Source organism: Aquabacter sediminis, assembly GCF_028863665.1.
Lineage (GTDB): Bacteria > Pseudomonadota > Alphaproteobacteria > Rhizobiales > Xanthobacteraceae > L1I39.
Genome location: NZ_JARBFX010000004.1, coordinates 533714 through 555414, shown reverse-complemented (window position 1 = coordinate 555414; position 21701 = coordinate 533714). Strand labels below are relative to the sequence as shown.

Here is a 21701-nt window from a genome sequence, read left to right as displayed (position 1 = left end):
CTGAGGAACGGGGCCCGCCTGCGCGAAAAGGCAGCGGGCGACGTCGGTGACGAGAAAAGGCGGCTTGGACGGGCTGTCAGCGCCGAAGGGCGGCGAGCGCAGCGGTCGTGAAGCGGCCGAAAAAGCGTCCCGGCAATCGGACATGATCGGGCACCGCCGCGAATTCCATGGTGGTGCGCGCGAACGACCCGGCGGCGCAATACGCCTCCAGGGAGCGGCACGGACCATTTTCGCGGAACCCGATCATGGGCGCTTTTTAGCAGTTCCAGTCACGCCCCACAATGCGCGTACGCGCCAACGTGATGGCGCGCCTAACCGTCAAAAGGGGCAGCCCCCTGCCCGGCTCACGCGCCGCCCGGCGCGGACGCGGCCGGCCCGACGCCCCGCTCGCCCCGGCGCACCGTGGGCGTGCAGACGAGCCAGAAGACCACCGCGACCGCTGCCACCCCCGCCAGCGTGCAGAAGGCCGTGCCATAGCCGAACTCCACCGCGATGAAGCCGGCGAGCGAGGGGCTCAGCGCCGCGCCAACCCCCTGCATGGTCATCACCGCGCCGAGGCCCGCATTCACATGGCCGGTGCCGCGCAGGATGCGCGCGACGATGCCAGGCGTCGCCACCCCCATGAGGCCCGCGCCCACGCCGTCAAGGATCTGCACCGGCAGCAGCGCGGGCAGCGCGGGCCAAAGGCCCGCCACCAGGCCGCGCACCGGCAAGGCGAGGAGGGCGATCAGGAAGACGACCTCATAGCCCCGGCTATGGGCGAGCCGCGCGGCGAGCAGCGCCATGGGGATCATGGTCAATTGCGCCACCACCACGGTGGCCGCCGTATAGGCCGCCGGGTCCGCCCCACCACGGGCCGCCACCGCCTGACCCAGCAAGGGCAGCATGGCCGCATTGGCGAGGTGAAACAGCAGCAAGGTCAGCCCCACCGCCACCAGCGGACGCGACTTCAGCAGCAGGCGAAAGCTGGGCTCCGGCGCCCCATGAGCCTGCGCGCCCTTCTCCAGGCCCCGGGCCACGTCATTGTCGATGAGGGCCGGATCGATCCGCGACAATGCCAGCAAGGAGCCCGCCGCCATGGCGATCATCAGCCAGAACACCGCCTCCACCCCATAGGCATAGCCGAGCCAGCCGGCCAGCAGCGCGGCGACCATGTTGCCGGCGTGGTTGAAGGCTTCGTTGCGGCCGAGCTGGGCGGGCAGGCCGTCCTGGCCGACGAGCCCCAGTGTCAGGGCGGCGATAGCCGGGCCGATGGCGGCCCCCGCAAGGCCGGTGAGGATCTGGGAGGCCACCACCATGGGCCCATGGGGCACATAGAGCAAAGCCAGCGAGGCGAGGATCACCACCACCGCGCACACGGCGATGAGCGCCCGTTTCATGGCGGTTGCATCCGCCAGCGCGCCGAGCGGCGCCGTCGCCAGCATGCCGGCAAGGCCCCCGGCGGTCATGACATAGCCGATCTGGTCGGGCGCCCAGCCCTGGCCGATGAGGAAGATGCCGAGAAAGGGCCCGAGCCCGTCGCGCACGTCGGCGAGAAAGAAATTGAGCCCGCCCAGCGCCCGCGCCGAAGCGCGCTGCGCCGACCCCACCTGATCGGTCATGATGTCCTGGCCCCCGCCGGCCCGCGTCCGGCCGCTCGCCTCGCGGCCGGACCGGCTGACCCGATCAGACCCGATTGGCGGACAAACGCCAAGCTTTGGTTTCGGTTCCACGCCAAAGCTTTAGGTCACGTTGGGGAAGACCGTCCCACGGCCGGATCAGGGGGCCGCAGGGCGCGCCGCCCACGCGCCAATTCCGGCATCCGCCTCAATCACAGGGTCATTCAATGTCCAGCGGGGAATGGTGCGCATGCGCTCCAGCCCGGCGAACAGGGACGTGAAGGCGCCATCCGGGGAGATGTCCCGCAGCGCCGCGTCGAGCGCCTGCCCGAAGCCCTGGAACCCTTCGGCGGGCACCTCGCTCAGATGAATCTGGTTCCACTGCGTGCGGAGCGCCGGATCCTGGAACAGCACCGCCGTGGTCTCAAGGGTGCGGAAGGTCCCGAGCGTCCCCAGCGCCACCAGCCGCGCGGCGCCCGGCCCGATATAGCGCCGCATGATGTCCCGGTAGGCGGCGAGGTAAGCCACATCCACGTCCAGATATTCGATGGACGGTTTGCGATGCGGCCTCTGGGCCGATCCCGCCCAGCCCTCGGGAAAGTGGAAGGCGCCCGGCGTCGTCACCAGCAGTTCGGCCCGCAGCAGCCGCACGTCGGGCGCGGGCGCGTCCTGAACCAGCCGGGCCATGGCTTCCGCGGGCACCAGGTCGCGGAAATAGACGAACTCCGCATGGCTCCAGAGGGGCGCATCCGACTGGCTCTTGAAGACGGAATGGTGGCGATAGAGCGAGCGACCGAGGCAGGTGGGGCCAAGCTGGTCCCACGCCCCCGCCTCCCGCGCCAGGGCATCGTCGCCCTCGGCGGAGGGCGCATCCAGGGTGCGCGCCAGCACCACGAGGCGCTGGTCCGGTTCGATGGAGATGAGCCCCGTCATGCGATCCGCCCTGCCGCCTCAGGAAAAGAAGAGGCCGGCGGGATGCCCGCCGGCCCTGTCCGAACTGACATTCGAGGCCCCTCGCCTCTCGAAACGACAGACAGTCCCACAGCCTTGCCCCCTGGTCCCAAGAACAACCGTCATGGCCGGGCTTGTCCCGGCCATCCACGGGGTGCCGCCAGGAGCGGCAGGGGGTGAAGGCGTGGATGCCCGGGACAAGCCCGGGCATGACGTTTCAAGGGGTCGGCATGCGTCTTGCCAACGATCCCCCGCCCTCACTCCGCCGCGAGGCGGACCTGCGGCTGGGCCTCGCGCACGGCGGCGTCCACATGCTTCTCGAACTTGGCGAAGTTCTCCTGGAACATGTTGACGAGCTTGCGCGCGGTGACATCGAACTCCGCCTTATCGGCCCAGGTCTTGGACGGATAGAGGATGTGGGGCTCGATGCCGGGCACGGAGGTGGGCACCGCGAAGCCGAAATAGGGATCGGTGCGGAACGACACGTCCTTCAGCGAGCCATCGAGCGCCGCGCCCAGCAGGGTGCGGGTGACCTTGATGGGCATGCGCCGGCCGACGCCGTACTTGCCGCCGGTCCAGCCGGTGTTCACCAGCCAGCAGTCCACGCCGTGCTCGGCGATGAGGTCGCGGAGCATGTTGCCGTAGACGGAGGGGTGGCGCGGCATGAAGGGGGCGCCGAAGCAGGTGGAGAAGGTGGCCTCGGGGTCCTTCACGCCCTTTTCCGTGCCGGCCACCTTGGCGGTGTAGCCGGACAGGAAGTGATACATGGCCTGGGCCGGGGTCAGCTTGGCGATGGGAGGCATCACGCCGAAGGCATCGGCGGTGAGCATGATGATGTTCTTGGGCTGGCCCGCGCGGCCCGTCGGGCTGGCATTGGGGATGAAGTCCAGCGGATAGGCCGAGCGGGTATTCTCCGTCAGGCGACCGTCGTCGAAGTCCGGCACGCGGGTGACGGGGTCGAGGATGACATTCTCCAGCACCGTGCCGAAGCGGTCGGAGGCGGCGAAGATCTCGGGCTCGGCCTCCTTGGAGAGGCGGATGGTCTTGGCGTAGCAGCCGCCCTCGAAATTGAAGACGCCGTCCTTGCTCCAGCCGTGCTCGTCATCGCCCAGGAGAGTGCGGTTCGGATCGGCCGAAAGGGTGGTCTTGCCGGTGCCCGACAGGCCGAAGAACAGCGCCACGTCGCCGTCCTTGCCCACGTTCGCCGAGCAGTGCATGGGCATGACGCCCTTGGCCGGCAGCAAATAGTTCAGGAAGGTGAAGACCGACTTCTTCATCTCGCCCGCATAGGACGAGGAGCCGATCAGCACGATGCCGCGCTTGAAATTGACGGCGATGATGGTGTCGGAGCGCACGCCGTGGCGGGCGGGGTCGGCCTTGAAATTGGGCAGGTCGATGATGGTCATCTCGGGCACGAAGTCCGCGAGCTCGGCCACTTCCGGCCGGCGCAGCATGGTGCGGATGAACAAAGAGTGCCAGGCGAACTCGGTATAGACGCGCACCTTGATGCGGCAGGCCGGGTCGGCGCCGCCATAAAGGTCCTGCGCGAACAGCGTCTTGCCTTCGGCTTCTTTCATGAAGTCCTCGTAGAGGACGTCGAACTGGGCTTCGGTGATGGCGCCGTTGTTGTCCCACCATACCTCGCCCTCGGTGGTCTCGTCGCGTACGACGAACTTGTCCTTGGGGCTGCGTCCCGTATGAACACCCGTTTCCGCCATGAGAGCGCCGCCGGCGGCCAGATGGCCTTCCTTGCGCTCAAGAGCGTGCTCATAGAGCGCCGGCGCCATCAGGTTCCAATGGACGCCGGTAAGGTGCCGCAGCCCGAACCTGTCCGCGCCGTAAGCGCTGTTGCGATGTCCAGTCTCGAGCACGGAGTATCTCCTCTTTCCCTCAACATGATGTGGGGCATTCTTGCAGGCGCCCCTGAAGGGCGGTCGATCACGCGGGCGGAGGTTAGTGCCCCATGACCTTTCTGTGAACAGCCCCGACGAACCATAAAAACGATTAAAATGGGTCCGACCTGCACTTTCACGTAACTTCCCGGAGGTCGGATTTTATCTTCGCATTGCACCATTTCCTCTGATGCAATGCGAAAGATCGGGTCTTTCCATCCGAGGGCTCAGCGTCCGACGACGTGCCGGCGCACTCAGCCGGCCCTGTTGGCCCAGAAGCCTGCGAGCATGGACCCGTCCTTGGAGCCGAGGCCGCTTTCGGCAGCCGCGTCATAGGCGCCGAGCGCGGCGCGGGTGACGGGGAGGTCCGTGTGGAGCGCCTTCGCCTCTTCCAGCATGGTGCGCAGATCCTTGCGGATGCCGTCCACCGAGAAGTTGGCGGGGCCGGTATCCTGCCCGGCCAGAGACGCCGCGATGGGCTCCGGACGGACCTTCAATATGTTCACGCCGCCGGAGGTGTCGGCGAGGAAATCCACCAGCCAGCGCGGGTCGAGGCCCACATTGCGGCACAAGGTGTAGGCCTCGCTCAGCGACTGGTAATAGACCAGCAGCGGCAGATTGATGGTGAGCTTCAGCGCGGCGCCGGCCCCCACCGGCCCCACATGCTCCACCCGCCGGCACAATTGGTCGAGCAGCGGACGCGCGCGCTCCACGTCAGAAGCCTCCCCGCCCACAAGGCCCAGCAGCTTGCCCGTGCGCGCGGGACCCGTGGTGCCCCCCACCGGGCATTCCAAGAACACGCCCCCCGCCGCGCGGACCTTTTCTGCCAGCGCGATGATCTCGCGGGTGAGAACGGTGCTCATGTCAATGAAGAGCTGGCCCGGGGCGGGCACGGACAGCAGCCCGTTCTCACCCAGATAGACCGCCTCCAGCGCTGGCCCGTCCAGCAAGGAGGTGAGGACCGCATCCGTGCCGATGAGACCGGCGGGCGTGTCCGCGACCTTGGCGCCGGCGGCCACCAGGGGCGCCAGCTTGTCAGGGCTGCGGTTCCAGACGGTGACGTCATGGCCGAGCTCCAGGAGCCGCAGCGCCATCGCGCTGCCCATGCGCCCCATGCCCGCAAAGCCGATCCTCATGTGCGTCCTCCCTTCGGCGCCTTCAGGGGCGCCGCATTCTTCATTATGTATTTATCATCTGATCACTTGAGCCGGGAGAGGGAAAGCGAAAATCGCCCCGTTCGTCCCTCTCCCCCGATCACGCCTCCAGGAGCGCCGCCATGATGCGCTCGCGCGTCAGCGGCAGGTGGCGCAGCCGCGCGCCGAGCGCAGCGGCCACCGCATTCCCCACCGCGGCGGCGGTGGGCCCCTGCGACACCTCGCCGATCCCCAGCGGGGGATGGGCGGGATCGCCGATGAGGCGGGTCTCGATGCGCGGCACCTCGGAGAAGCGCAGGATGGGATAGGTCTCCCAGGTGTTGGACGACACCGCGCCCTCGGCGAAGCGCACCTGCTCCTTCAGCGTCCAGGACAAAGCCTGGATGACGCCGCCCTCGATCTGGTTGCGGGCGCCATCGGGATTGACGATCAGCCCGCCATCCACCGCGCACCACACGCGCGAGACGCGCACCTCCTCTTCCACCGCCAGTTCCACCGCCATGGCCAGATAGGCGGCGGAATTCTTGTAGCGGCTGAAGGCGAAGCCCCGCGCGAAGCCATCGGGGGGCGGCATGTCCCAATGGCACATGCGGGCGGCTTCTTCGATCACCGCGCGGGCGCGCGGGTCAGACATCAGGGAGAGGCGATAGGCCACCGGGTCCAGGCCCGCCGCCTCCGCCGCCTCGTCCAGGAAGGATTCCAGCGCGAACACGTTGGCGAAGGCGCCCAGCCCGCGCATGGAGGACGTGCGCACCGGCGCATCGGTGATGAAATGATGCACCATCTTCTGGTGCGGCAGGTCATAGAGCAGGAAGGCGTTGCGCGAGGCACCTCCCCCGGCCGCATCCGGCAGGTCCGTGGGGGCGGGATCGTCGGGTGGCGTCGCCAGGGCCAAGGGGGTCAGAAGGTTGACGGCGCCGTTCATGCCGGGCCGCCCCCCATGGCTGGGGCTGAACACGTCGAGGGTCCAGTCCACCGGCCGGCCGGACGCATCAAGGCCGGCGGCGAGCTTCACCACCATGGCGGCGCCGAACGGCGCAACGCTCAGCTCGTCCTCCCGCGTCCACAGCACCCGCACCGTGCGCCCCGGCCGCGCCAGAGCCACGAAGGCGGCATCGAAGGCGGCATCATCGGCCCCGTTATGGCCGTAGCAGCCGGCGCCCTGGTGGTGGACCACATGGACCAAGGCCGGATCCAGCCCCAGCGCCCGGGCGATGGACCCGCGCAAGGCAAAGACGCCCTGGGCATGGGTCCAGACAGTCAGCCGGCCCTCCTCGAATTTCGCAAGTCCGCAGGAGGGGGCGATGGAGCCGTGGGCGATATAGGGCTTGGAATAGGTCGCCTCCAGCCGCCGCACGACGGGCGCGCCGGACGGAGCGCCGCGCTCCACCACCCGGGGCGGGGCGGTGGGCCGATCCAGCAGGGTGACGGCTTCCGCGTCGGTTTCCTTCAGCTCCACGCCGCCCGTCCAGCGGGCGCTGTCCTTGAGGCGGGTGAAGGCCGCCTGGACTTCCGCTTCATCCTCCCCGATCACCGCGACCACATCGCCCGAGCGGTGGAAGGTCACGGCGCCGAGCCGCGCGGCGCCGGCCTCGTCCACGGCTTCCAGATGCGCGCCCCGGCGGGGACGATGGAGCACGCGGGCATGGAGAAGGTCCGGCGGGGCCAGATCCTGGATGAAGGGCGCGCCACCGAGCTTTGCGGGCAAATCGGTGCGCGGCAGGTCCTGGCCCACCAGGCGGAGCTGCCCCGCAGCCTTGACCGGCGCGGCACCAGTGGCAGCCTGGGACAGATCCAGCGCCGGGGCGAGACGCCAATAGTCGATGCCGCTCGGCGCCCCGTCCTTGAGGATGGTGCCATCCGCCACGGCGAGCCGCGCCGCATCCACCTGGAGTTGGCGTGCCGCCGCCTCCAGCAGCAGGGCGCGCACTTCCGCCGCCACCAGGCGTAGCGCCGCCCCGCCCACCTGGATGGAGAGGCTGCCGGCGGTGAAGCCTTCATTGGGCGTGGACGCGGTGTCGCCGGAGGTCAGGTCGATGCGCTCGGGAGCCACATCCAGCTCCTCGGCGGCGATCTGGAGCAGCGCGGTGAGCACACCCTGCCCCAGTTCCACCTTGCCGGTGCGCACGCTCACCCGGCCCGGCGCGGGGAAGCCGACCCACTGGTCGAGACGGGGATTGTCCTGGAGGCTCAAGGGCAAGGCATTGGGGATCATGCCGCCGCTCCCCGCAGACGCGCGGCGGCCAGCGCCACCGCGCCGATGATGCGCTCGTGCGCGCCGCAGCGGCACAGATGGGGATCGAGCGCGGCGATGATCTCCTCGCGCGCCGGATCGGGGGCGCGGTCCAACAGGCCCTTGGCGGACATGAGGATGCCGGAGAGGCAATAGCCGCACTGGCCGGCCTGAAGCTCCAGGAAAGCCTCGCGCAGGGGATGGGAGACGAGCGCCTCGGCGGTCTCCACTTCCCGGCCGGCGGCATCGGTGGCGGGGAAGGTGCAGGAAAAGGTGGGTTTGCCGTCCACCAGCACCATGCAGGCGCCGCACTGCTCCTGCCCGCAGCCGAAGCGCGTCGCCTTCAGGTCCAGGAGGTTGCGCAGCACATGGATGAGGGCAGCGCCCTCGTCCGCCTGCGCGGATCGCGCTTCACCGTTCACGCGCAATGCGATCTCAACCACGTTCGGGACTCCTGCGGGACCATCAGGACCGGAAAAGGAGACGGGAATGGGCTGTGGCTGAACCCCTCGCCCGCTGCCCGGCCTCAGGGGAAAAGAAGCATCCCCTTGCCCGCTGCGGCGCCTGCGCGCCTCAGCTTTTGGAGTATCGCCCGATCATCCCTGCCCCGCCACCACCTCTCAATCGCCGCCCCGCACCAGCGCAACCAGCATCTTGCGCGCCTCGCCGGCATTGGTGATGCGGCCGGCAAAGTCCAGCCGGCGGGTGCGATCGCCGAGAATAAGCGTGGTGCCCTCGGGATCGATGGAGAGCATCCGCCAACCGGTGTCGGTCTCCTTCAGGAGGCGGTGGGCATAGCCCTCGATGGCGTCAAGGTGATCCTCGTTCATGTGGGAGACGATGCCGTCCACGGCCCCCTTCAGCGCTTCGGCGCCGGTCCAGTCCACGCCCACGTCCGCGCCCGGCAAGGTGACGATGCGCCCGAATCCCTCCACCAGATGGGCCTCCCGCACCGCCATGCGGTAGAAGGAGAAATCGGTGAAGTCCGCATAGCCGGAGGCCAGGGGATGGCGGGCGAGATAGATGGCCTTGGCCTCCTCCGCCGGCACCGCGGCGATCTCGCCCAGAAGGCTGACGCGCGGGGCATTCAGCGGGTCCTCTCCGCGCGGACCGGCAAACAGGAGCGAGACGCGGGAATCGGCCGTCAGGTTGCGGGTGTGGCGCGCCAGAGTGGAGAGCAGCAGCAGCGGCCGGCCGTCCAGATCGAGCGCCACCGCCACCAGGGAGGCATAGGGCGCGCCCTCCGGCTCCAGGGTCGCAAGCGCCGCGAAACCGGCTTCCGCCACCACCTGCCGCGCCCGCGCGGCAGCCTTTTCCCGAGGCTGCGACATGGCCTTTTCTCCTGCTCTGACCGGGGGATGTGCGGCCCCTGTCCCCATCCGTCAAGCAAGGCAAACGGGAAGGGTTTGGAGATTGTGTGATTTCCCGTTATTTTCCGGGAATGATCGGACCCGGTGTCACATTTCGGCCACGCGAACCGGCTTCACCGAAACAGGCTGAAAACAGCCGCTCCGACGCATGAAAGAGGTGTCATGCCCACGATCGCCCTGGTCGACGACGACCGCAACATCCTGACCTCGGTCTCCATTGCGTTGGAGGCGGAAGGCTATCGGATCGACACCTATACCGACGGAGTGTCCGCGCTGGACGGCTTCAAGACCAATCCGCCGGACCTTGCCATCTTCGACATCAAGATGCCCCGCATGGACGGCATGGAGCTCTTGCGCCGGGTGCGCCAGAAGACGGACATGCCGGTGATCTTCCTCACCTCCAAGGACGAGGAGATCGACGAATTGTTCGGCCTCAAGATGGGCGCCGACGACTTCATCAAGAAGCCCTTCTCCCAGCGCCTCCTGGTGGAGCGCGTGAAGGCCATCCTGCGCCGGATCGGCGCCAAGGACGGCACCGCGCCGCGCGAGACCGACAGCGCCAAGGTCCTGGAGCGCGGCCAGCTGCGCATGGACCCGGAGCGCCACACCTGCGCCTGGAAGGGCGAGCCGGTCACCCTCACCGTCACCGAGTTCCTGATCCTCCAGGCGCTCGCCCAGCGCCCGGGCGTGGTCAAGAGCCGCAATGCCCTGATGGATGCGGCCTATGACGATCAGGTCTATGTGGACGACCGCACCATCGACAGCCACATCAAGCGCCTGCGCAAGAAGTTCAAGTCGGTGGACGACAATTTCGACATGATCGAGACCCTGTACGGGGTCGGCTATCGCTTTAAGGAAATGTGAGGCCGGGCGCCCCGGCGCCCACAGCCATGACGGCCCAGACCGAAGACATCCCGGCGGACCTGCGCCCCGCCCCGCGTCCGCGCGGGTTCTGGGGCCTGCTGCGTCGCATCCGCCAGTTCGTGGCGTTCAAGAGCTTCTCCAGCCTGACGCGGCGCATCGTGCTGCTCAATCTGGCGGGGCTCTGCGCGCTCGTCTCGGGCATTCTCTATCTGTCGGAATTCCGCGCCGGCCTCATCGATGCCCGCGTGCAGAGCCTCCTGGTGCAGGGCGAGATCATCGCCGCCGCCATTGCCGGCTCGGCCCAGGTGGAAACCAACGCCATCACGATCGATCCGGAAAAGCTCCTGGAGCTTCAGACCGGCGACAGCTACGGGCCGGCGGAAGAGGGCTTCGCGCCGCTGGAATTCCCCATCAATCCGGAACGGGTGGCCCCGGTTCTGCGGCGCCTGGTCGGCCCCACCGGCACCCGCGCGCGCATCTATGACCGCGACGGGGTGATGCTGCTGGACACCCGCTCGCTCTATTCCAAGGGCGAGATCCTGCGCTTCGACCTGCCCCCGCCCACCGAGGCTCCGCCCGGCCTTCTGCAGCGCGCCTGGCGGTGGGTGCAGAGCTGGATCGGGCGGCGGGAACTGCCGCTTTACAAGGAACTGGGCCCCCAGAGCGGCAAGGACTATCCGGAAGTCGCCTCCGCCGCCCTCGGCCAGAAGGCGAGCGCCGTGCGGGTGGATGATCGCGGCCGCGTGGTGGTCTCCGTGGCGGTGCCCATCCAGCGCTTCCGCGCCATTCTCGGCGTCCTGCTGCTCTCCACCCAGGGCGGGGAGATCGACCAGGCGGTGGAGGCGGAGCGCTTCGTCATCGTGCGCGTCTTCCTGGTGGCGGCGGTGGTGATGGTGCTCCTGTCCATCCTGCTGGCCGGCACCATCGCCGATCCCGTGCGCAAGCTCGCCGCGGCCGCGGAACGTGTGCGCCGGCGCATCAAGAGCCGGGTGGAGATCCCCGACTTCACCTCCCGCTCGGACGAGATCGGCCACCTGTCCGGCGCGCTCCGCGACATGACCTCGGCGCTCTATAACCGCATCGAGGCCATTGAGAGCTTCGCCGCCGACGTGGCGCACGAGTTGAAGAACCCCCTTACCTCCCTGCGCTCCGCCGTGGAGACGCTGCCGCTCGCCAAGACCGACAAGTCCCGCGACCGGCTCATGGAGGTGATCCAGCACGACGTGAAGCGTCTCGATCGCCTGATCTCAGACATTTCCGACGCCAGCCGCCTGGATGCCGAGCTCCAGCGCCAGGAAGCCACCAATGTGGACCTGCGCCAGATGCTGGAAATGGTGGTGGGCATGGCCCAGGACGTGCGCAAGGATGACGGGGTGAGCGTCGCCCTCCAGTTCGAGCGCGCGCCGGGGGCGCCGGCGGATTATGTGATCGTCGGCCATGCCTCGCGGCTTGGCCAGGTGGTGGACAATCTGGTCTCCAATGCCCGCTCCTTCTCGCCCAGCGGCGGCACCGTGACCGTCACCTGCCGGCGCCTGAAGCAGGGCGCGGAAATCATCGTCGACGACGAGGGGCCGGGCGTGCGCCCCGATGCGCTCGCAAAGATTTTCGAGCGCTTCTACACCGACCGGCCCCACCAGGGCTTCGGCCAGAATTCGGGCCTCGGCCTGTCCATCTCGCGCCAGATCGTGGAGGCCCATGGCGGCAAGATCTGGGCCGAGAACCGCATGGGCAAGGATGCGGACGGCGAGGAAACGGTGCTGGGCGCGCGCCTCATGGTGCGCCTGCCGGCGGGTTGAGCGGTGTCAGACGGTCCCGGCCCGGGCGCGCCCTCACCCACCATCCACGCCAGTTGCGTGCGTGTGGGCGAGACCGGGCTCCTGATCCGTGGCCCATCGGGAGCCGGCAAGTCCACCCTCGCCCTCGCCCTCATGCTGGACCCGCCCCGCGCCTTGCCGGCGGCGGATCTGGTGGCTGACGACCGGGTGCACCTGACCCCGACGCCGGATGGCCTCCTCGCCCGCGCGCCGTCCACGCTCGCCGGCCTGATCGAGGTGCGCTACCTCGGCATCCGCCGCTTTCCCTATCTGGCGTACGCGCCGGTAGGGTTGGTGATCGATCTTGCGGCAGGAGATGCCACACGCCTGCCGGAGGTCGCGGGCAGCTTTGCAAGCCTGGAAGGCTTCCAGATCCCCCGCCTTTCAATTCCGCAAGGAATGGACGCCCGGCTCGTGGTCGCGGCCTTCCTGAAGGGCAAGAATCCCTGAAGGGTTTTGTGCTTTTGTGCGATGCACCCCTTGCGTAATTTTTGAGCCGCTCTGAATATGGCGGTCCCGCACTGCGGGAGGCCTCCGCCCCGAACTGGCTGAGGCGGAGGGAACATGATCGGTCTCGTTCTCGTCACCCATGGCCGCCTGGCCACAGAATTCTGCTCCGCTCTGGAGCATGTCATGGGCCCGCAGAGCCAGATTGCCGCGGTCACCATCGGCCCCGACGACGATATGGAGCGCCGCCGCCACGACATCATCGAGGCGGTGGACCGCGTGCGGGCGGGCCAGGGCGTGGTCATCCTCACCGACATGTTCGGCGGCACCCCTTCCAACCTCGCCATCTCCGTGATGAACGCGCCCGACGTGGAAGTGGTGGCGGGGATCAATCTCCCCATGCTGGTGAAGCTCGCCAAGGTCCGCGCCGAATTGCCTCTGGCCGAGGCGGTAAACGTGGCGCAGGAAGCCGGCCGGAAATACATCAATGTCGCAAGTCGTGTCCTTGCCGGAAAGTGAGAGCGTGCCAGCGGAGGCCGTGACCGAGGCCTGTGGGTCTCCCGCTCCTCCTGGCGCCCTCGTCCGGGTGCTTCCCATCATCAACAAGCGCGGCCTGCATGCCCGGGCCTCCGCCAAGTTCGTGCAGACGGTGGAGCGCTTCACCGCCTCCGTCACCGTGTGCCGCAATGGCGAGGCGGTGGAAGGCAATTCCATCATGGGCCTGATGATGCTGGCCGCCGCGCCTGGGACCACCGTCACCGTCACCGCCACCGGCAAGGAGGCGCAGGATGTGATGGAGGCGCTGACCGCCCTGGTGGCCAACCGGTTCGGCGAAGAGGAATAGGTCCGGCGCACCGGCTTCGCCGGCATGTCGGGGCAAGCTCCAGCCTGGCCATTGGCGTCATTCCGTGGGCGCCGCCGCGTGACGCAAAGCTGGCCTTGCAGCCTGCCGAAAGCCACAATCGCGCGATTATGAAGGCATGGTGGCCGCAAGAGGTGCGTGCCGCCTTGGCTTGGAAGGCATGTACAGGCTCCAGGACTCCTTTTCCGGTACGACACGCGCGCTCAAGGAGCGGCGCGTACGGCTCGGGCTGTCCGGAAAACTCCTGCTGCTCACCATCGCCTTCGTGACGGCGGCGGAGCTTGCCATCTTCGTGCCGTCCATGGCCACCTTCCGCCAGCGCTGGCTCTCCGACCGCGTGGCCGCCGCGCGCACTGCCGCTTTGGTCCTGGAGGCGGCGCCCGAGGAAACCGTGCCGCCGGAACTGGCCCGCCAGGTGCTGGAAAGCGTCGGGGCCCAGGTGGTGGTGGTCAAGCGCGAGGACACCCGGCGCCTGCTTGCCATGTCCGACATGCCGCCCACCATCGACCTGCACATCGACATGCGCCAGACCACCATGCTGGAGGCGGTGTGGGAAGCGGTCGACACCCTCATTTCCGGCGGCGACCGCACCTTGCGCGTGGTGGCCGCCGCGCCCCGCGACGGCGACTTCCTGGAGATCGTCCTCTCCGAAAAGCCGCTGCGCGCCGCCATGCTGCGGTTCGGCGCCACGCTCTCCGTGCTCTCGCTGCTGGTGTCCGGCATTGCCGGCCTGCTGGTCTATGTGAGCCTCCACCGCATGTTCGTGCGGCCCATGCGGCGCCTGACCGAGCGCATGAGCGCCTATCGCGAGGCGCCGGAGGATGCCTCGCGCATCATCGTGCCATCCGGCCGGGGCGACGAGATCGGCATCGCCGAGGAGGCCCTCGCGGAATTGCAGCGCGGCCTCTCGCAGACCCTGGCGCAGAAGTCCCACCTCGCCGCACTGGGCATGGCGGTGTCGAAGATCAACCACGACCTGCGCAATTTGCTCGCCTCGGTCCAGCTCATCTCGGACCGCCTCGCCGACCTGCCGGACCCCACCGTCCAGCGCTTCGCCCCCAAGCTCATGAACGCGCTCGACCGGGCCATCACCTATTGCGAGCAGACGCTCTCTTATGGCCGTGCCCAGGAGGCGCTGCCCGTGCGCCGCAAGGTGGAGCTGGCGCCCCTGCTGGAAGAGGTGCGCGAGACCCTAGGCCTTGGCCCCGATTCGCCCATTGGCTGGATCGCCTCCCTCGACCGCTCCATCGCCGTGGATGCGGACCCCGACCAGTTGTTCCGCGTGCTGCTCAACCTCACCCGCAATGCCCGCCAGGCGCTGGAGGCCCGCACGCCCAACGATCCCACCCGCGACCAGATCCGCATCTCCGCCCGCCGCCGCGGCACGGTGGTGGAGATCGAGGTCAGCGATACCGGCCCCGGCATTCCCGCCGATCGCCGCGAGCGCCTGTTCGCCGCCTTCCAGGCCTCGGCGCGCCGCGGCGGCACCGGGCTCGGCCTGCCCATCGCCGACGAACTGGTGCGCGCGCACGGCGGAGAATTGCGCCTGGTGGAAGGCACCATGGGCGCCACCTTCCTCATTTCCATTCCCGACCGCACCGCCGACCTGCGCCTCGCCTCCCGCCGCGCCAGCGCGTGAGCGCGCACCACCCGGCACCGTGTCATGCCCGCGTCATCCACAGGCCAGCGCGGACGGCATGGCCAATCTGCGCAAGGGGCCTTGCCTTCAAAAGGAGAGGCGGGTAAGAGACAGCCCTCGCCGACGCACACCGTCGGTGAGCCTCTCAGCCGGAGCATCCGACCGGCACGGTGGACAGCCCAAGGGCCCCACTGAAGAGGCGGCAGGCGCCCGTAGCTCAGCTGGATAGAGCACCAGACTACGAATCTGGGGGTCAGAGGTTCGAATCCTTTCGGGCGCGCCATTCCACTCTGCAGATGCCAAATCGCCGGCTCGTCATCCACCGTCCCCTGGTAGGGAAACGGACCTTCGCGCGGCTCTCCTGCTGTCCGGACCGGGCCGACAGCGGGCTGCCCCGGCTAGGCGCGGGCCTACGGCTTGTGGCAGACCCAGCCCTTGAAGGTGAAACCGGCGTAAAACAACGTGACGCCGGTGAAGCCTGCCTCTCGCATGAGCGCTTCGTCCTGGTCCGGCGAGAGGATCGGCAAGCGGGCCTTAATGGTTTCGATTCCCGCTTGCGTGGGCGCAGGAGACAGGCCGGAGGCCGCCGCGAACGCAGCAAAACGCGCGAGCCACAGGTCCTTTTCGCCGTCATCACCGGGAAAGCTGTGATGGGCCACGATGAGCGGAGCGCCCGGCCTCAGCCGAGTGAAAATCTCGCGCAGCGTCTCGCGTCGATCGGCTGGATCCAGGAAATGAAGGGTCAGCAGACAGGCCGCGCCATCGAACGGGCCAGCCGGGGCGCCCTGCAGATAGCCCTCGTGGAAACGCACGCGCCCGGCAAGCGGCCCCAAAGTCGAGCGGGCCAGCGCCAGCATCTGCGCCGAAGGGTCCACGCCGTGGAACTGCCATCGCGGTTGGGCCACGGCAAATGCCTTCAGCTCCAATCCGCCGCCGGCGCCCACCACCAGAATGCGGGCGTCTTCTGGCGCGCGCTCGGCGAGGAGCAACCGCGCCATGGTGTGAAGATCTGAAAGGCCCGGGACCATGCGGGCGGTGCGCTCGGCATAGCGCGCCACCGCGTCCGGGTCCGCGAAAGCAGCCATTGGCTGCCCCGCCGGGTTGGGCGGCGGAGTGGACATGGGCGAGGCCTGCTAGTGTGGCCAGAGGAGCGAGCGATGCACCTGGGCACCGGCCCATGCCCCGTCGCCGACGGCCAGGGACACCGAGTGCGGGATACGGGCCACATCCCCGCAGGCAAAAATGCCCGGCACCGAGGTTTGCTTAGCCTCGTCGGTGCGCACCTGCACGCCCATGACCGTCTTCTCCAGCGCGCATCCGGCCTCTTCGGCAAGAGGGCTCGCGGGATGGCAGCGCGGGCCGACGAACAGGCCGGCAAAGGCCAGAACCCGGCCGTCGGTGAGACGAACGTCCGCCACGCCTTCGAGCTCCGCGATAAGGGTCGGCTCGATGGCGACGCCCCGCGCCTCAAGGACCTGCCTTGCCTCGGTGTCCAGGGTCATGGCCCCGTTCGTCAGCAGGGTCGGCTCGCCCCAGTCCGTCAAGAGCTCCGCCTGGTGCCGCGACAACGAGCTGGTCGCGATCACGCCAATCCGCCCCTGGTCCAGCTCGTAGCCGTGGCAATAGGGACAGTGAAAGACGCTCCTGCCCCACCGCTCCGGAAGGCCGCGCACATCGGGGAGCTGATCGGCGACACCCGTGGCAAGCAGGATGCGCCGTCCCCCATGCAGCGCGCCGTCGCTCGTTCTTACGGTGAAATGGTCGTGCCCCCCTGAAACCGCCGTCGCGCGGCCCTCGATCCAGGACAAGGTCTTGTAGGCTTCCAGTTGCGACCGCGCGGTTGCCGCCAGGGCGGCAGGGTCAACCCCATCCTGGCCGAGAAAACCATGAGAGTGGCTGGAGAAGCGATTGCGACGCGTGCCGCCGTCGATCACAAGCACCGCCCGGCGTGCCCGCACCAGCTGGAGGGCCGCGGCCATGCCCGCATAGCTGCCCCCGATGACGATCACATCATATTGCATGTCTGGTCCTTTTCGACCCGCCGGGCGGCATGGCGACGCGCGAAGTCCGCGGCCAGCTGGGCGAGCGTGATGTCTGAAAACCGCTCGAGCAACAGGGCCTCGGCCTCGGCGATGGCGCCCTCCAAGGCGGCATTGACGGCCTGCTCGACCAGGCAGTGCGCCGCCTCGTTGCGGTTGCCGATGGCAAAAATGGCGGGCTCGCCAAGGGCCTCGTGCAACTGGCGCAGGGACACGGTGGACAGGTCGGCCGTGATGCGCCAGCCACCCGCATGGCCCCGATCGGACGCCACAAGGCCGGCCTCCCGCAACAGGCCCATGGTCCGCCTGACCACGACCGGATTGCAGCCGAGACACTGTCCCAGCGCTTCGGATGTCATCGGCCGGTCCTGCTCGGCCATGTGAAGGAGAGCGTGGAGAACCGAAGACAGGCGGCTATCGCGTTTCATGTAACTATTGATGTTACATTTAGAGACCCACTGTCAAGGGCGCCGGGCGGGCGCCCGTTGCCGATCCGCCGATCAGGCGAATTCGGCCTGCTGCATCAGGAACTGGCCGCCGGAAGAGATGTCCTTGCGCATGGCGGCCGCGGCAGCGGGCCCGTCGCCGCGTGAAAGCGCGCGCAGCACCTCGTCGTGGAAATCCAGATCCAGCACGCCCACCAGGCCGCCATCGAACCGCCCGGAAAACTGGCGCAGGAACGGCCCCACCTGGAGCCAAAGGGTCTCGATCAGGAAGATCAGCGACGCCGAGCGGCTCGCCCGGTAGACCTGAAACTTGAACTCGTAATTGCGGGCCAAAAATGCGGCGATGTCCTGGTTTCGCGCGGCCGCCACGAGCGCGTCCTGCTCCGCCTGCAATCCGCGCAGCTGCGGCTTGGTGATGAGCCCGGCGGCGATCTCCGTCGCGGCCCCCTCGCAGATCAGGCGGGTGCTCATGAGGTCGGCGAAGCGCTCGCGCGTCATGGGCGGCAATGTCAGCGACCCGCTGGGGAGCGCCACCAGCGCCTGGAGCGCCTGAAGCCGCGCCAAGGCGGCCCGCACCGGCATGTCGCTGGTTCCCAGCTCCTGGGCGAGCTTTCGGGAGGTCAGCTTGCGGCCGGGCTGGATCTGGCCAGCCATCAGCGCCCGCGTCAAACGGGCGAAGACGAGTTCATGCAGCGGCACCGTTTCCACCGCCTCCAGGCCGATGGGCTGCACGTCTGGCTTCGCAACGGTCCGCGGCGTGATCTTCCCCGCCATGATGGTCCCTCCCCCGTCGCCATGGTTCACCAAACCCGCGCGCGGAGCAATTTGATACGGCCACGGATGGGCGCCGGAGCACCGGGTGGCATCATGTCCCGACACACTCGTATACAATTTTGTCGGCCATATTGGTTTTCCATTGCACGGGGCGGATTGTCTGCTCTAATGCGATCGCAGATCGCGAATTTCATGATCACGGACAAGGCGCCGGCTTGGGGTGGGGCTGCAATTTGCGCACGCTCTCCCGTGACGCGACCGGTTCGGCATGGATTGCGACGCCCCGCCGCGCGCCGCGGCGGACGCCTGTGCCGCGAGGATCAACCCGATGACCCACCTTCCCAATCTGTCCCTCGAAGACCTGGACAAGGCCGCATTGTTTCACCCCGCCACCTCCATCGCCGACCTGCTGCGCGATGGCCCGGCCATCTATGACAAGGCACACGGGGTGCGCGTGACCACGCATGGGGGCGACGAGCGCATCGACATGGGCGCCGGCCTGTGGTGCGTGAATGTGGGGTTCGGCCGTGAGGAACTGGCAGAGGCCGGCGCCAAGGCGATGCGCACCCTGAGCTACCAGCACCTGTTCGGCGGCTCCTCCTGCCCCGATACGATCCGGCTGGCGGATCGCCTTCTCACCCTGTTCCGGGAGCAGGCGAACGCGCCTCACATGGCCCGCGTCTTCTTCGGCACCTCCGGCTCGGACGCCAATGACACCGCCTTCAAGCTGGTGCGCTACTACAACAATTTGCGCGGCAAGCCGCTGAAAAAGAAGATCATTTCGCGCATCGGCGCCTATCACGGCGTGACCGTGGCCTCGGGCAGCCTCACGGGCATCGGGTCCTATCACAAGGCCTTCGACCTGCCGCTGGAGGGGGTGCTGCACACGTCGTGCCCGCATTATTACAGCTATGGTGAGCCGGGCGAGAGCGAGGAGGCCTTCACCGATCGGATGGTGGGCGATCTGGAGGCGCTGATCGCACGCGAGGGGGCAGACACCATTGCCGCCTTCATCGCCGAGCCGGTCATGGGCACGGGCGGGGTGTTCCTGCCCCCGGCGGGCTATTTTGAGAAGGTTCAGGCGGTGCTGGACCGCCACGACATCCTGCTGATCGCCGACGAGGTGATCACGGGCTTCGGCCGGACCGGCTGCTGGTTCGCCACCGGGCTCTATGGTCTGCGCCCGGACATCGTGTCCTTGGCCAAGGGGCTGACGAGCGCCTATTTCCCCATGTCCGCCTCCATTGTCTCGGACCGCATCTGGTCCACCCTGGAGGCCGCATCGGGCGAGATGGGCCCCTTCATGCACGGTTTCACCTATTCGGGCCATCCGGTGGGCAGCGCCATTGCCCTCGCCAATCTCGATCTGCTGGAAGGCGAAGGGCTGGTGGAGAATGCGGCGCGGCTCGGCCCCTATCTCGTGGAGCGGCTGCGCCACGCGCTCGGCGAAAACCCGTTCGTGGGCGACGTGCGCGGCGTCGGCCTGATGGCGGCGGTGGAGTTCGTGGCGGACAAGGACAGCCGGCGGGCCTTCCCGGCGGGCTCGGTTCCCCATCGGGTGGTCGCCAAGCACGCCACCGCAGCGGGTGTGCTGACGCGCGCCCTGCCCTTTGCGCCCGTGAACTCCTTCTCACCGCCCCTCAACATCACCGCCGCGGACATCGACGAGGCGGTGGATCGCTATGCCAAGGGCCTGTCGGCGGCCATGCCCGCCTTGCACGCCCTTCTGGGCTGAACGGTCAGTCCGAGCGTCAAAATGATGGCCGGCGCAGCGCGCGCCGGCCATCTCTTTTGGATCAATAGCCGAGCGCGCAGCCGTCCTTGCGCGAGTCCGACCCGCCGAACAGCGCCCCGGTCTCCCAGTCGATGGCGATGGCCTGGGCGCCGCCGATGGGACCGGAGGGGGCGACCACCTTGAGGCCACGGCGTTCAAAATCGGCGGCGAGCCGGGTGCGCAGGCGCCCCTCCATCTCCACATGGCCATTGTCCGGCCGCGGAAAGAGACGCGGCAGTTCCGCCGCCGCCTGAAGGTCCAGCCCGTGATCGAGCACGGCGGAGAGGAAATAGGCGTGTCCCATGGCCTGGTAATGGCCGCCCATGACGCCGAAGGTCAGGCAGATACGCCCATCCTTGGCGGCCATTCCGGGGATGATGGTGTGCAGGGGCCGCTTGCGCGGGGCGACGCAATTGGGATGGCCCTTCTGAAGCGAGAAGCTCTGCGCCCGGTTGTGGAACAACACTCCACTCTTCGGCGCCATCAGGCCCGAACCGAAGACGTGGAAGACGGAATTGATGAAGGAGACGGTGTTGCGCGCCTGGTCCACCACCGAGATGTAAACGGTGTCCGCATGCTCCACGGCAGGCGCCGGGCGGGGGATCTCGCGGGCGCGGTCCATCTGGATGCTCGCCGCGAGCCGGTCCGCCAGCGCATCGGACAACAGGTCGTCCACCGGCACCGGAGCCTGGGCGGGATCGGCGAGCAGCGCGTCGCGCTCGGCATAAGCCAGGCGGCTGGCCTCCGCCTTCAGGAACAGGGTGTCGGCATCCAGCGCGTCGCCGGTCACGTCGAAGCGCTTCAGGATGTTGAGGATGAGCAGCGCCACCACGCCCTGCCCGTTGGGCGGGCATTCAAAGATGGTGCGGCCACGATAGGTCGTCGTGATCGGGGTGACATATTCCCCTTGCGCCTCGGCGAAGTCCTCCCGCGTGTGGAGCCCGCCTTTGCCGCGCAGATAGTCGACCATGTCGGCGGCGATGGCGCCCTGGTAGAAGCCGGCGGCTCCCTCGCGGGCGATGCAGTCCAGCGTATCGGCAAGCAGCGGCTGGCGCATCAGGACGCCGACGGCAGGCACCTCTCCCGCCACCAGAAAGGTGTCCCGGACAGTGGGATCGCGGCGCAACAGCTCCACTTCCCGGCGCATGTCGAAGGCGACGCGCGGGGTCACGGCATAGCCCTCGCGCGCCATGGCAATGGCCGGGGCCAGCACCTCGCGAAGCGGCATGCGGCCATGGTCCGCGTTCAGCCGCGCCCAGGCCTCCACCGCTCCGGGCACGCTCACGGCGTGGGGGGAATGCCGCTCGATGGCGGTGGCGCCGTCTGCCGCGAGCGCCGCCCAGGTGGCCGCGGCCGGCAGACGGCCGGAGCCGTTATAGGCGAGGACGTTCGTCGATGCCTCGGGGGCATAGAGGGCGAAACAGTCCCCGCCGATGCCGGTGGAACCGGGTTCCACCACGCACTGCACGGCGCAGGCGGCAATGGCCGCGTCCATGGCATTGCCGCCCGCCTTCAGAATCTCCACCGCTGCAAGCGTCGCCACCGGGTGGGAGGTCGCCGCCATCCCCGCCCGTCCCACCGCCAGCGAACGGCCGGTCGTCTCGAAGTCTCTCATCTCATCTGCCTTGGTTGCGATCTCAAGCGGGGCCCCGAAGGGAGAGAAGCCGGCCTCGGCCAGGGAACCGCCGAGGGCGCCCGCCAAAGTCCGAACAATATTGCATTTAAAATTGTATACGATAATCGATCTGTGTCGTCCAGGAAGGGTTCGCACCCGATCCCAGCATGGGAGCCTCTCACCCGGGCTTGAGGCGTTGAAAAAGCGCGCCGGGCTTCGTTGCGAATAA

General features: G+C 68.2%; 20 protein-coding genes and 1 tRNA gene. 8 read left to right on the top strand and 13 right to left on the bottom strand.

Translation table 11 applies throughout. From position 1 onward, the window contains the following. Positions 1–76: 76 nt before the first annotated feature. The 8 genes from PV781_RS10770 to PV781_RS10735 all read right to left on the bottom strand — a co-directional run bounded on the left by PV781_RS10770 (position 77) and on the right by PV781_RS10735 (position 9159). Entirely contained in the window at positions 77–247 is a 171-nt protein-coding gene (locus tag PV781_RS10770) for a hypothetical protein (protein WP_274775618.1), read from the bottom strand. 97 nt (positions 248–344) lie between these two features. Then, a complete protein-coding gene (locus PV781_RS10765) occupies positions 345–1601 on the bottom strand; it encodes an MFS transporter (RefSeq protein ID WP_274775617.1) in 1257 nt (418 codons plus the stop codon). Positions 1602–1757: 156 nt separating this feature from the next. Continuing rightward, complete coding sequence (locus PV781_RS10760) at positions 1758–2531, bottom strand: hypothetical protein (protein ID WP_274775616.1); 774 nt, start codon at positions 2529–2531, stop codon at positions 1758–1760. A gap of 275 nt (positions 2532–2806) precedes the next feature. Continuing rightward, positions 2807–4420 (bottom strand): phosphoenolpyruvate carboxykinase, encoded by a 1614-nt coding sequence (locus PV781_RS10755; protein WP_274775615.1) that lies wholly within the window; start codon positions 4418–4420, stop codon positions 2807–2809. Between the two features lie 275 nt (positions 4421–4695). Beyond that, positions 4696–5577, bottom strand: a complete 882-nt coding sequence (locus PV781_RS10750; RefSeq protein WP_274775614.1) for an NAD(P)-dependent oxidoreductase — start codon at positions 5575–5577, stop codon at positions 4696–4698. 118 nt (positions 5578–5695) lie between these two features. Further along, entirely contained in the window at positions 5696–7810 is a 2115-nt protein-coding gene (locus PV781_RS10745; protein WP_274775613.1) for a xanthine dehydrogenase family protein molybdopterin-binding subunit, read from the bottom strand. After that, a complete protein-coding gene (locus PV781_RS10740) occupies positions 7807–8271 on the bottom strand; it encodes a (2Fe-2S)-binding protein (RefSeq protein WP_274775612.1) in 465 nt (154 codons plus the stop codon). The genes PV781_RS10745 and PV781_RS10740 overlap by 4 nt, the downstream gene beginning before the upstream one ends. A gap of 177 nt (positions 8272–8448) precedes the next feature. Continuing rightward, entirely contained in the window at positions 8449–9159 is a 711-nt protein-coding gene (locus PV781_RS10735) for a HugZ family pyridoxamine 5'-phosphate oxidase (protein ID WP_274775611.1), read from the bottom strand. A 201-nt stretch (positions 9160–9360) separates the two neighbouring features. Between PV781_RS10735 and PV781_RS10730 the strand changes: the two genes are divergently transcribed. The 7 genes from PV781_RS10730 (at position 9361) to PV781_RS10700 (ending at position 15107) form a co-directional block, all read left to right on the top strand. Continuing rightward, the gene (locus tag PV781_RS10730) at positions 9361–10062 is read left to right on the top strand and encodes a response regulator transcription factor (RefSeq protein WP_209103452.1); all 702 of its coding nucleotides are present in this window, start codon (positions 9361–9363) and stop codon (positions 10060–10062) included. A gap of 26 nt (positions 10063–10088) precedes the next feature. Then, positions 10089–11858: a sensor histidine kinase gene (locus tag PV781_RS10725; RefSeq protein WP_274775610.1), complete on the top strand. Its 1770-nt coding sequence runs from the start codon at positions 10089–10091 to the stop codon at positions 11856–11858. A 3-nt stretch (positions 11859–11861) separates the two neighbouring features. Continuing rightward, a complete protein-coding gene (locus PV781_RS10720) occupies positions 11862–12326 on the top strand; it encodes an HPr kinase/phosphorylase (RefSeq protein ID WP_274775609.1) in 465 nt (154 codons plus the stop codon). Positions 12327–12440: 114 nt separating this feature from the next. After that, on the top strand, positions 12441–12842 hold the full coding sequence (locus PV781_RS10715; protein ID WP_274775608.1) for a PTS sugar transporter subunit IIA: 402 nt from the start codon (positions 12441–12443) through the stop codon (positions 12840–12842). After that, positions 12811–13167: an HPr family phosphocarrier protein gene (locus PV781_RS10710; protein ID WP_274775607.1), complete on the top strand. Its 357-nt coding sequence runs from the start codon at positions 12811–12813 to the stop codon at positions 13165–13167. The genes PV781_RS10715 and PV781_RS10710 overlap by 32 nt, the downstream gene beginning before the upstream one ends. Positions 13168–13345: 178 nt before the next feature. Further along, on the top strand, positions 13346–14824 hold the full coding sequence (locus tag PV781_RS10705) for a sensor histidine kinase (protein ID WP_274775606.1): 1479 nt from the start codon (positions 13346–13348) through the stop codon (positions 14822–14824). A 206-nt stretch (positions 14825–15030) separates the two neighbouring features. Continuing rightward, positions 15031–15107: transfer RNA gene (locus PV781_RS10700), tRNA-Arg, on the top strand. 127 nt (positions 15108–15234) lie between these two features. On the opposite strand, the gene PV781_RS10695 is transcribed toward PV781_RS10700, so the two are convergent. The 4 genes from PV781_RS10695 to PV781_RS10680 form a co-directional block, all read right to left on the bottom strand. Further along, a complete protein-coding gene (locus tag PV781_RS10695; protein WP_274775605.1) occupies positions 15235–15909 on the bottom strand; it encodes a class I SAM-dependent methyltransferase in 675 nt (224 codons plus the stop codon). A 48-nt stretch (positions 15910–15957) separates the two neighbouring features. After that, positions 15958–16845, bottom strand: coding sequence for an NAD(P)/FAD-dependent oxidoreductase (locus PV781_RS10690; protein WP_274775604.1), 888 nt, complete (start codon positions 16843–16845; stop codon positions 15958–15960). Continuing rightward, complete coding sequence (locus tag PV781_RS10685; protein ID WP_274775603.1) at positions 16830–17291, bottom strand: RrF2 family transcriptional regulator; 462 nt, start codon at positions 17289–17291, stop codon at positions 16830–16832. Before PV781_RS10685 ends, PV781_RS10690 begins: the two co-directional genes overlap by 16 nt. Positions 17292–17363: 72 nt before the next feature. Beyond that, positions 17364–18083, bottom strand: a complete 720-nt coding sequence (locus PV781_RS10680) for a GntR family transcriptional regulator (protein WP_274775602.1) — start codon at positions 18081–18083, stop codon at positions 17364–17366. A gap of 328 nt (positions 18084–18411) precedes the next feature. On the opposite strand from PV781_RS10680, the gene PV781_RS10675 reads away from it, so the two are divergent. Beyond that, a complete protein-coding gene (locus tag PV781_RS10675; protein WP_274775601.1) occupies positions 18412–19818 on the top strand; it encodes an aminotransferase in 1407 nt (468 codons plus the stop codon). Positions 19819–19879: 61 nt separating this feature from the next. On the opposite strand, the gene ggt is transcribed toward PV781_RS10675, so the two are convergent. Then, positions 19880–21472 carry a gamma-glutamyltransferase gene (gene ggt, locus PV781_RS10670; protein WP_274775600.1) on the bottom strand — a complete coding sequence of 531 codons (1593 nt, stop codon included), beginning with the start codon at positions 21470–21472 and terminating at the stop codon, positions 19880–19882. Positions 21473–21701 lie beyond the last annotated feature (229 nt).

Excerpts from the sequence above, each read along its gene's own strand:
- PV781_RS10725 (WP_274775610.1), top strand. The coding sequence starts at position 10,089 with ATGACGGCCCAGACCGAAGACATCCCGGCGGACCTGCGCCCCGCCCCG.
- PV781_RS10680 (WP_274775602.1), bottom strand. The coding sequence starts at position 18,083 with ATGGCGGGGAAGATCACGCCGCGGACCGTTGCGAAGCCAGACGTGCAG.
- PV781_RS10675 (WP_274775601.1), top strand. The coding sequence starts at position 18,412 with ATGACCCACCTTCCCAATCTGTCCCTCGAAGACCTGGACAAGGCCGCA.
- PV781_RS10705 (WP_274775606.1), top strand. The coding sequence starts at position 13,346 with ATGTACAGGCTCCAGGACTCCTTTTCCGGTACGACACGCGCGCTCAAG.
- PV781_RS10710 (WP_274775607.1), top strand. The coding sequence starts at position 12,811 with ATGTCGCAAGTCGTGTCCTTGCCGGAAAGTGAGAGCGTGCCAGCGGAG.
- PV781_RS10690 (WP_274775604.1), bottom strand. The coding sequence starts at position 16,845 with ATGCAATATGATGTGATCGTCATCGGGGGCAGCTATGCGGGCATGGCC.
- PV781_RS10735 (WP_274775611.1), bottom strand. The coding sequence starts at position 9,159 with ATGTCGCAGCCTCGGGAAAAGGCTGCCGCGCGGGCGCGGCAGGTGGTG.
- PV781_RS10750 (WP_274775614.1), bottom strand. The coding sequence starts at position 5,577 with ATGAGGATCGGCTTTGCGGGCATGGGGCGCATGGGCAGCGCGATGGCG.
- PV781_RS10770 (WP_274775618.1), bottom strand. The coding sequence starts at position 247 with ATGATCGGGTTCCGCGAAAATGGTCCGTGCCGCTCCCTGGAGGCGTAT.
- PV781_RS10745 (WP_274775613.1), bottom strand. The coding sequence starts at position 7,810 with ATGATCCCCAATGCCTTGCCCTTGAGCCTCCAGGACAATCCCCGTCTC.
- PV781_RS10765 (WP_274775617.1), bottom strand. The coding sequence starts at position 1,601 with ATGACCGATCAGGTGGGGTCGGCGCAGCGCGCTTCGGCGCGGGCGCTG.
- PV781_RS10760 (WP_274775616.1), bottom strand. The coding sequence starts at position 2,531 with ATGACGGGGCTCATCTCCATCGAACCGGACCAGCGCCTCGTGGTGCTG.
- ggt (WP_274775600.1), bottom strand. The coding sequence starts at position 21,472 with ATGAGAGACTTCGAGACGACCGGCCGTTCGCTGGCGGTGGGACGGGCG.
- PV781_RS10715 (WP_274775608.1), top strand. The coding sequence starts at position 12,441 with ATGATCGGTCTCGTTCTCGTCACCCATGGCCGCCTGGCCACAGAATTC.
- PV781_RS10685 (WP_274775603.1), bottom strand. The coding sequence starts at position 17,291 with ATGAAACGCGATAGCCGCCTGTCTTCGGTTCTCCACGCTCTCCTTCAC.
- PV781_RS10730 (WP_209103452.1), top strand. The coding sequence starts at position 9,361 with ATGCCCACGATCGCCCTGGTCGACGACGACCGCAACATCCTGACCTCG.
- PV781_RS10695 (WP_274775605.1), bottom strand. The coding sequence starts at position 15,909 with ATGGCTGCTTTCGCGGACCCGGACGCGGTGGCGCGCTATGCCGAGCGC.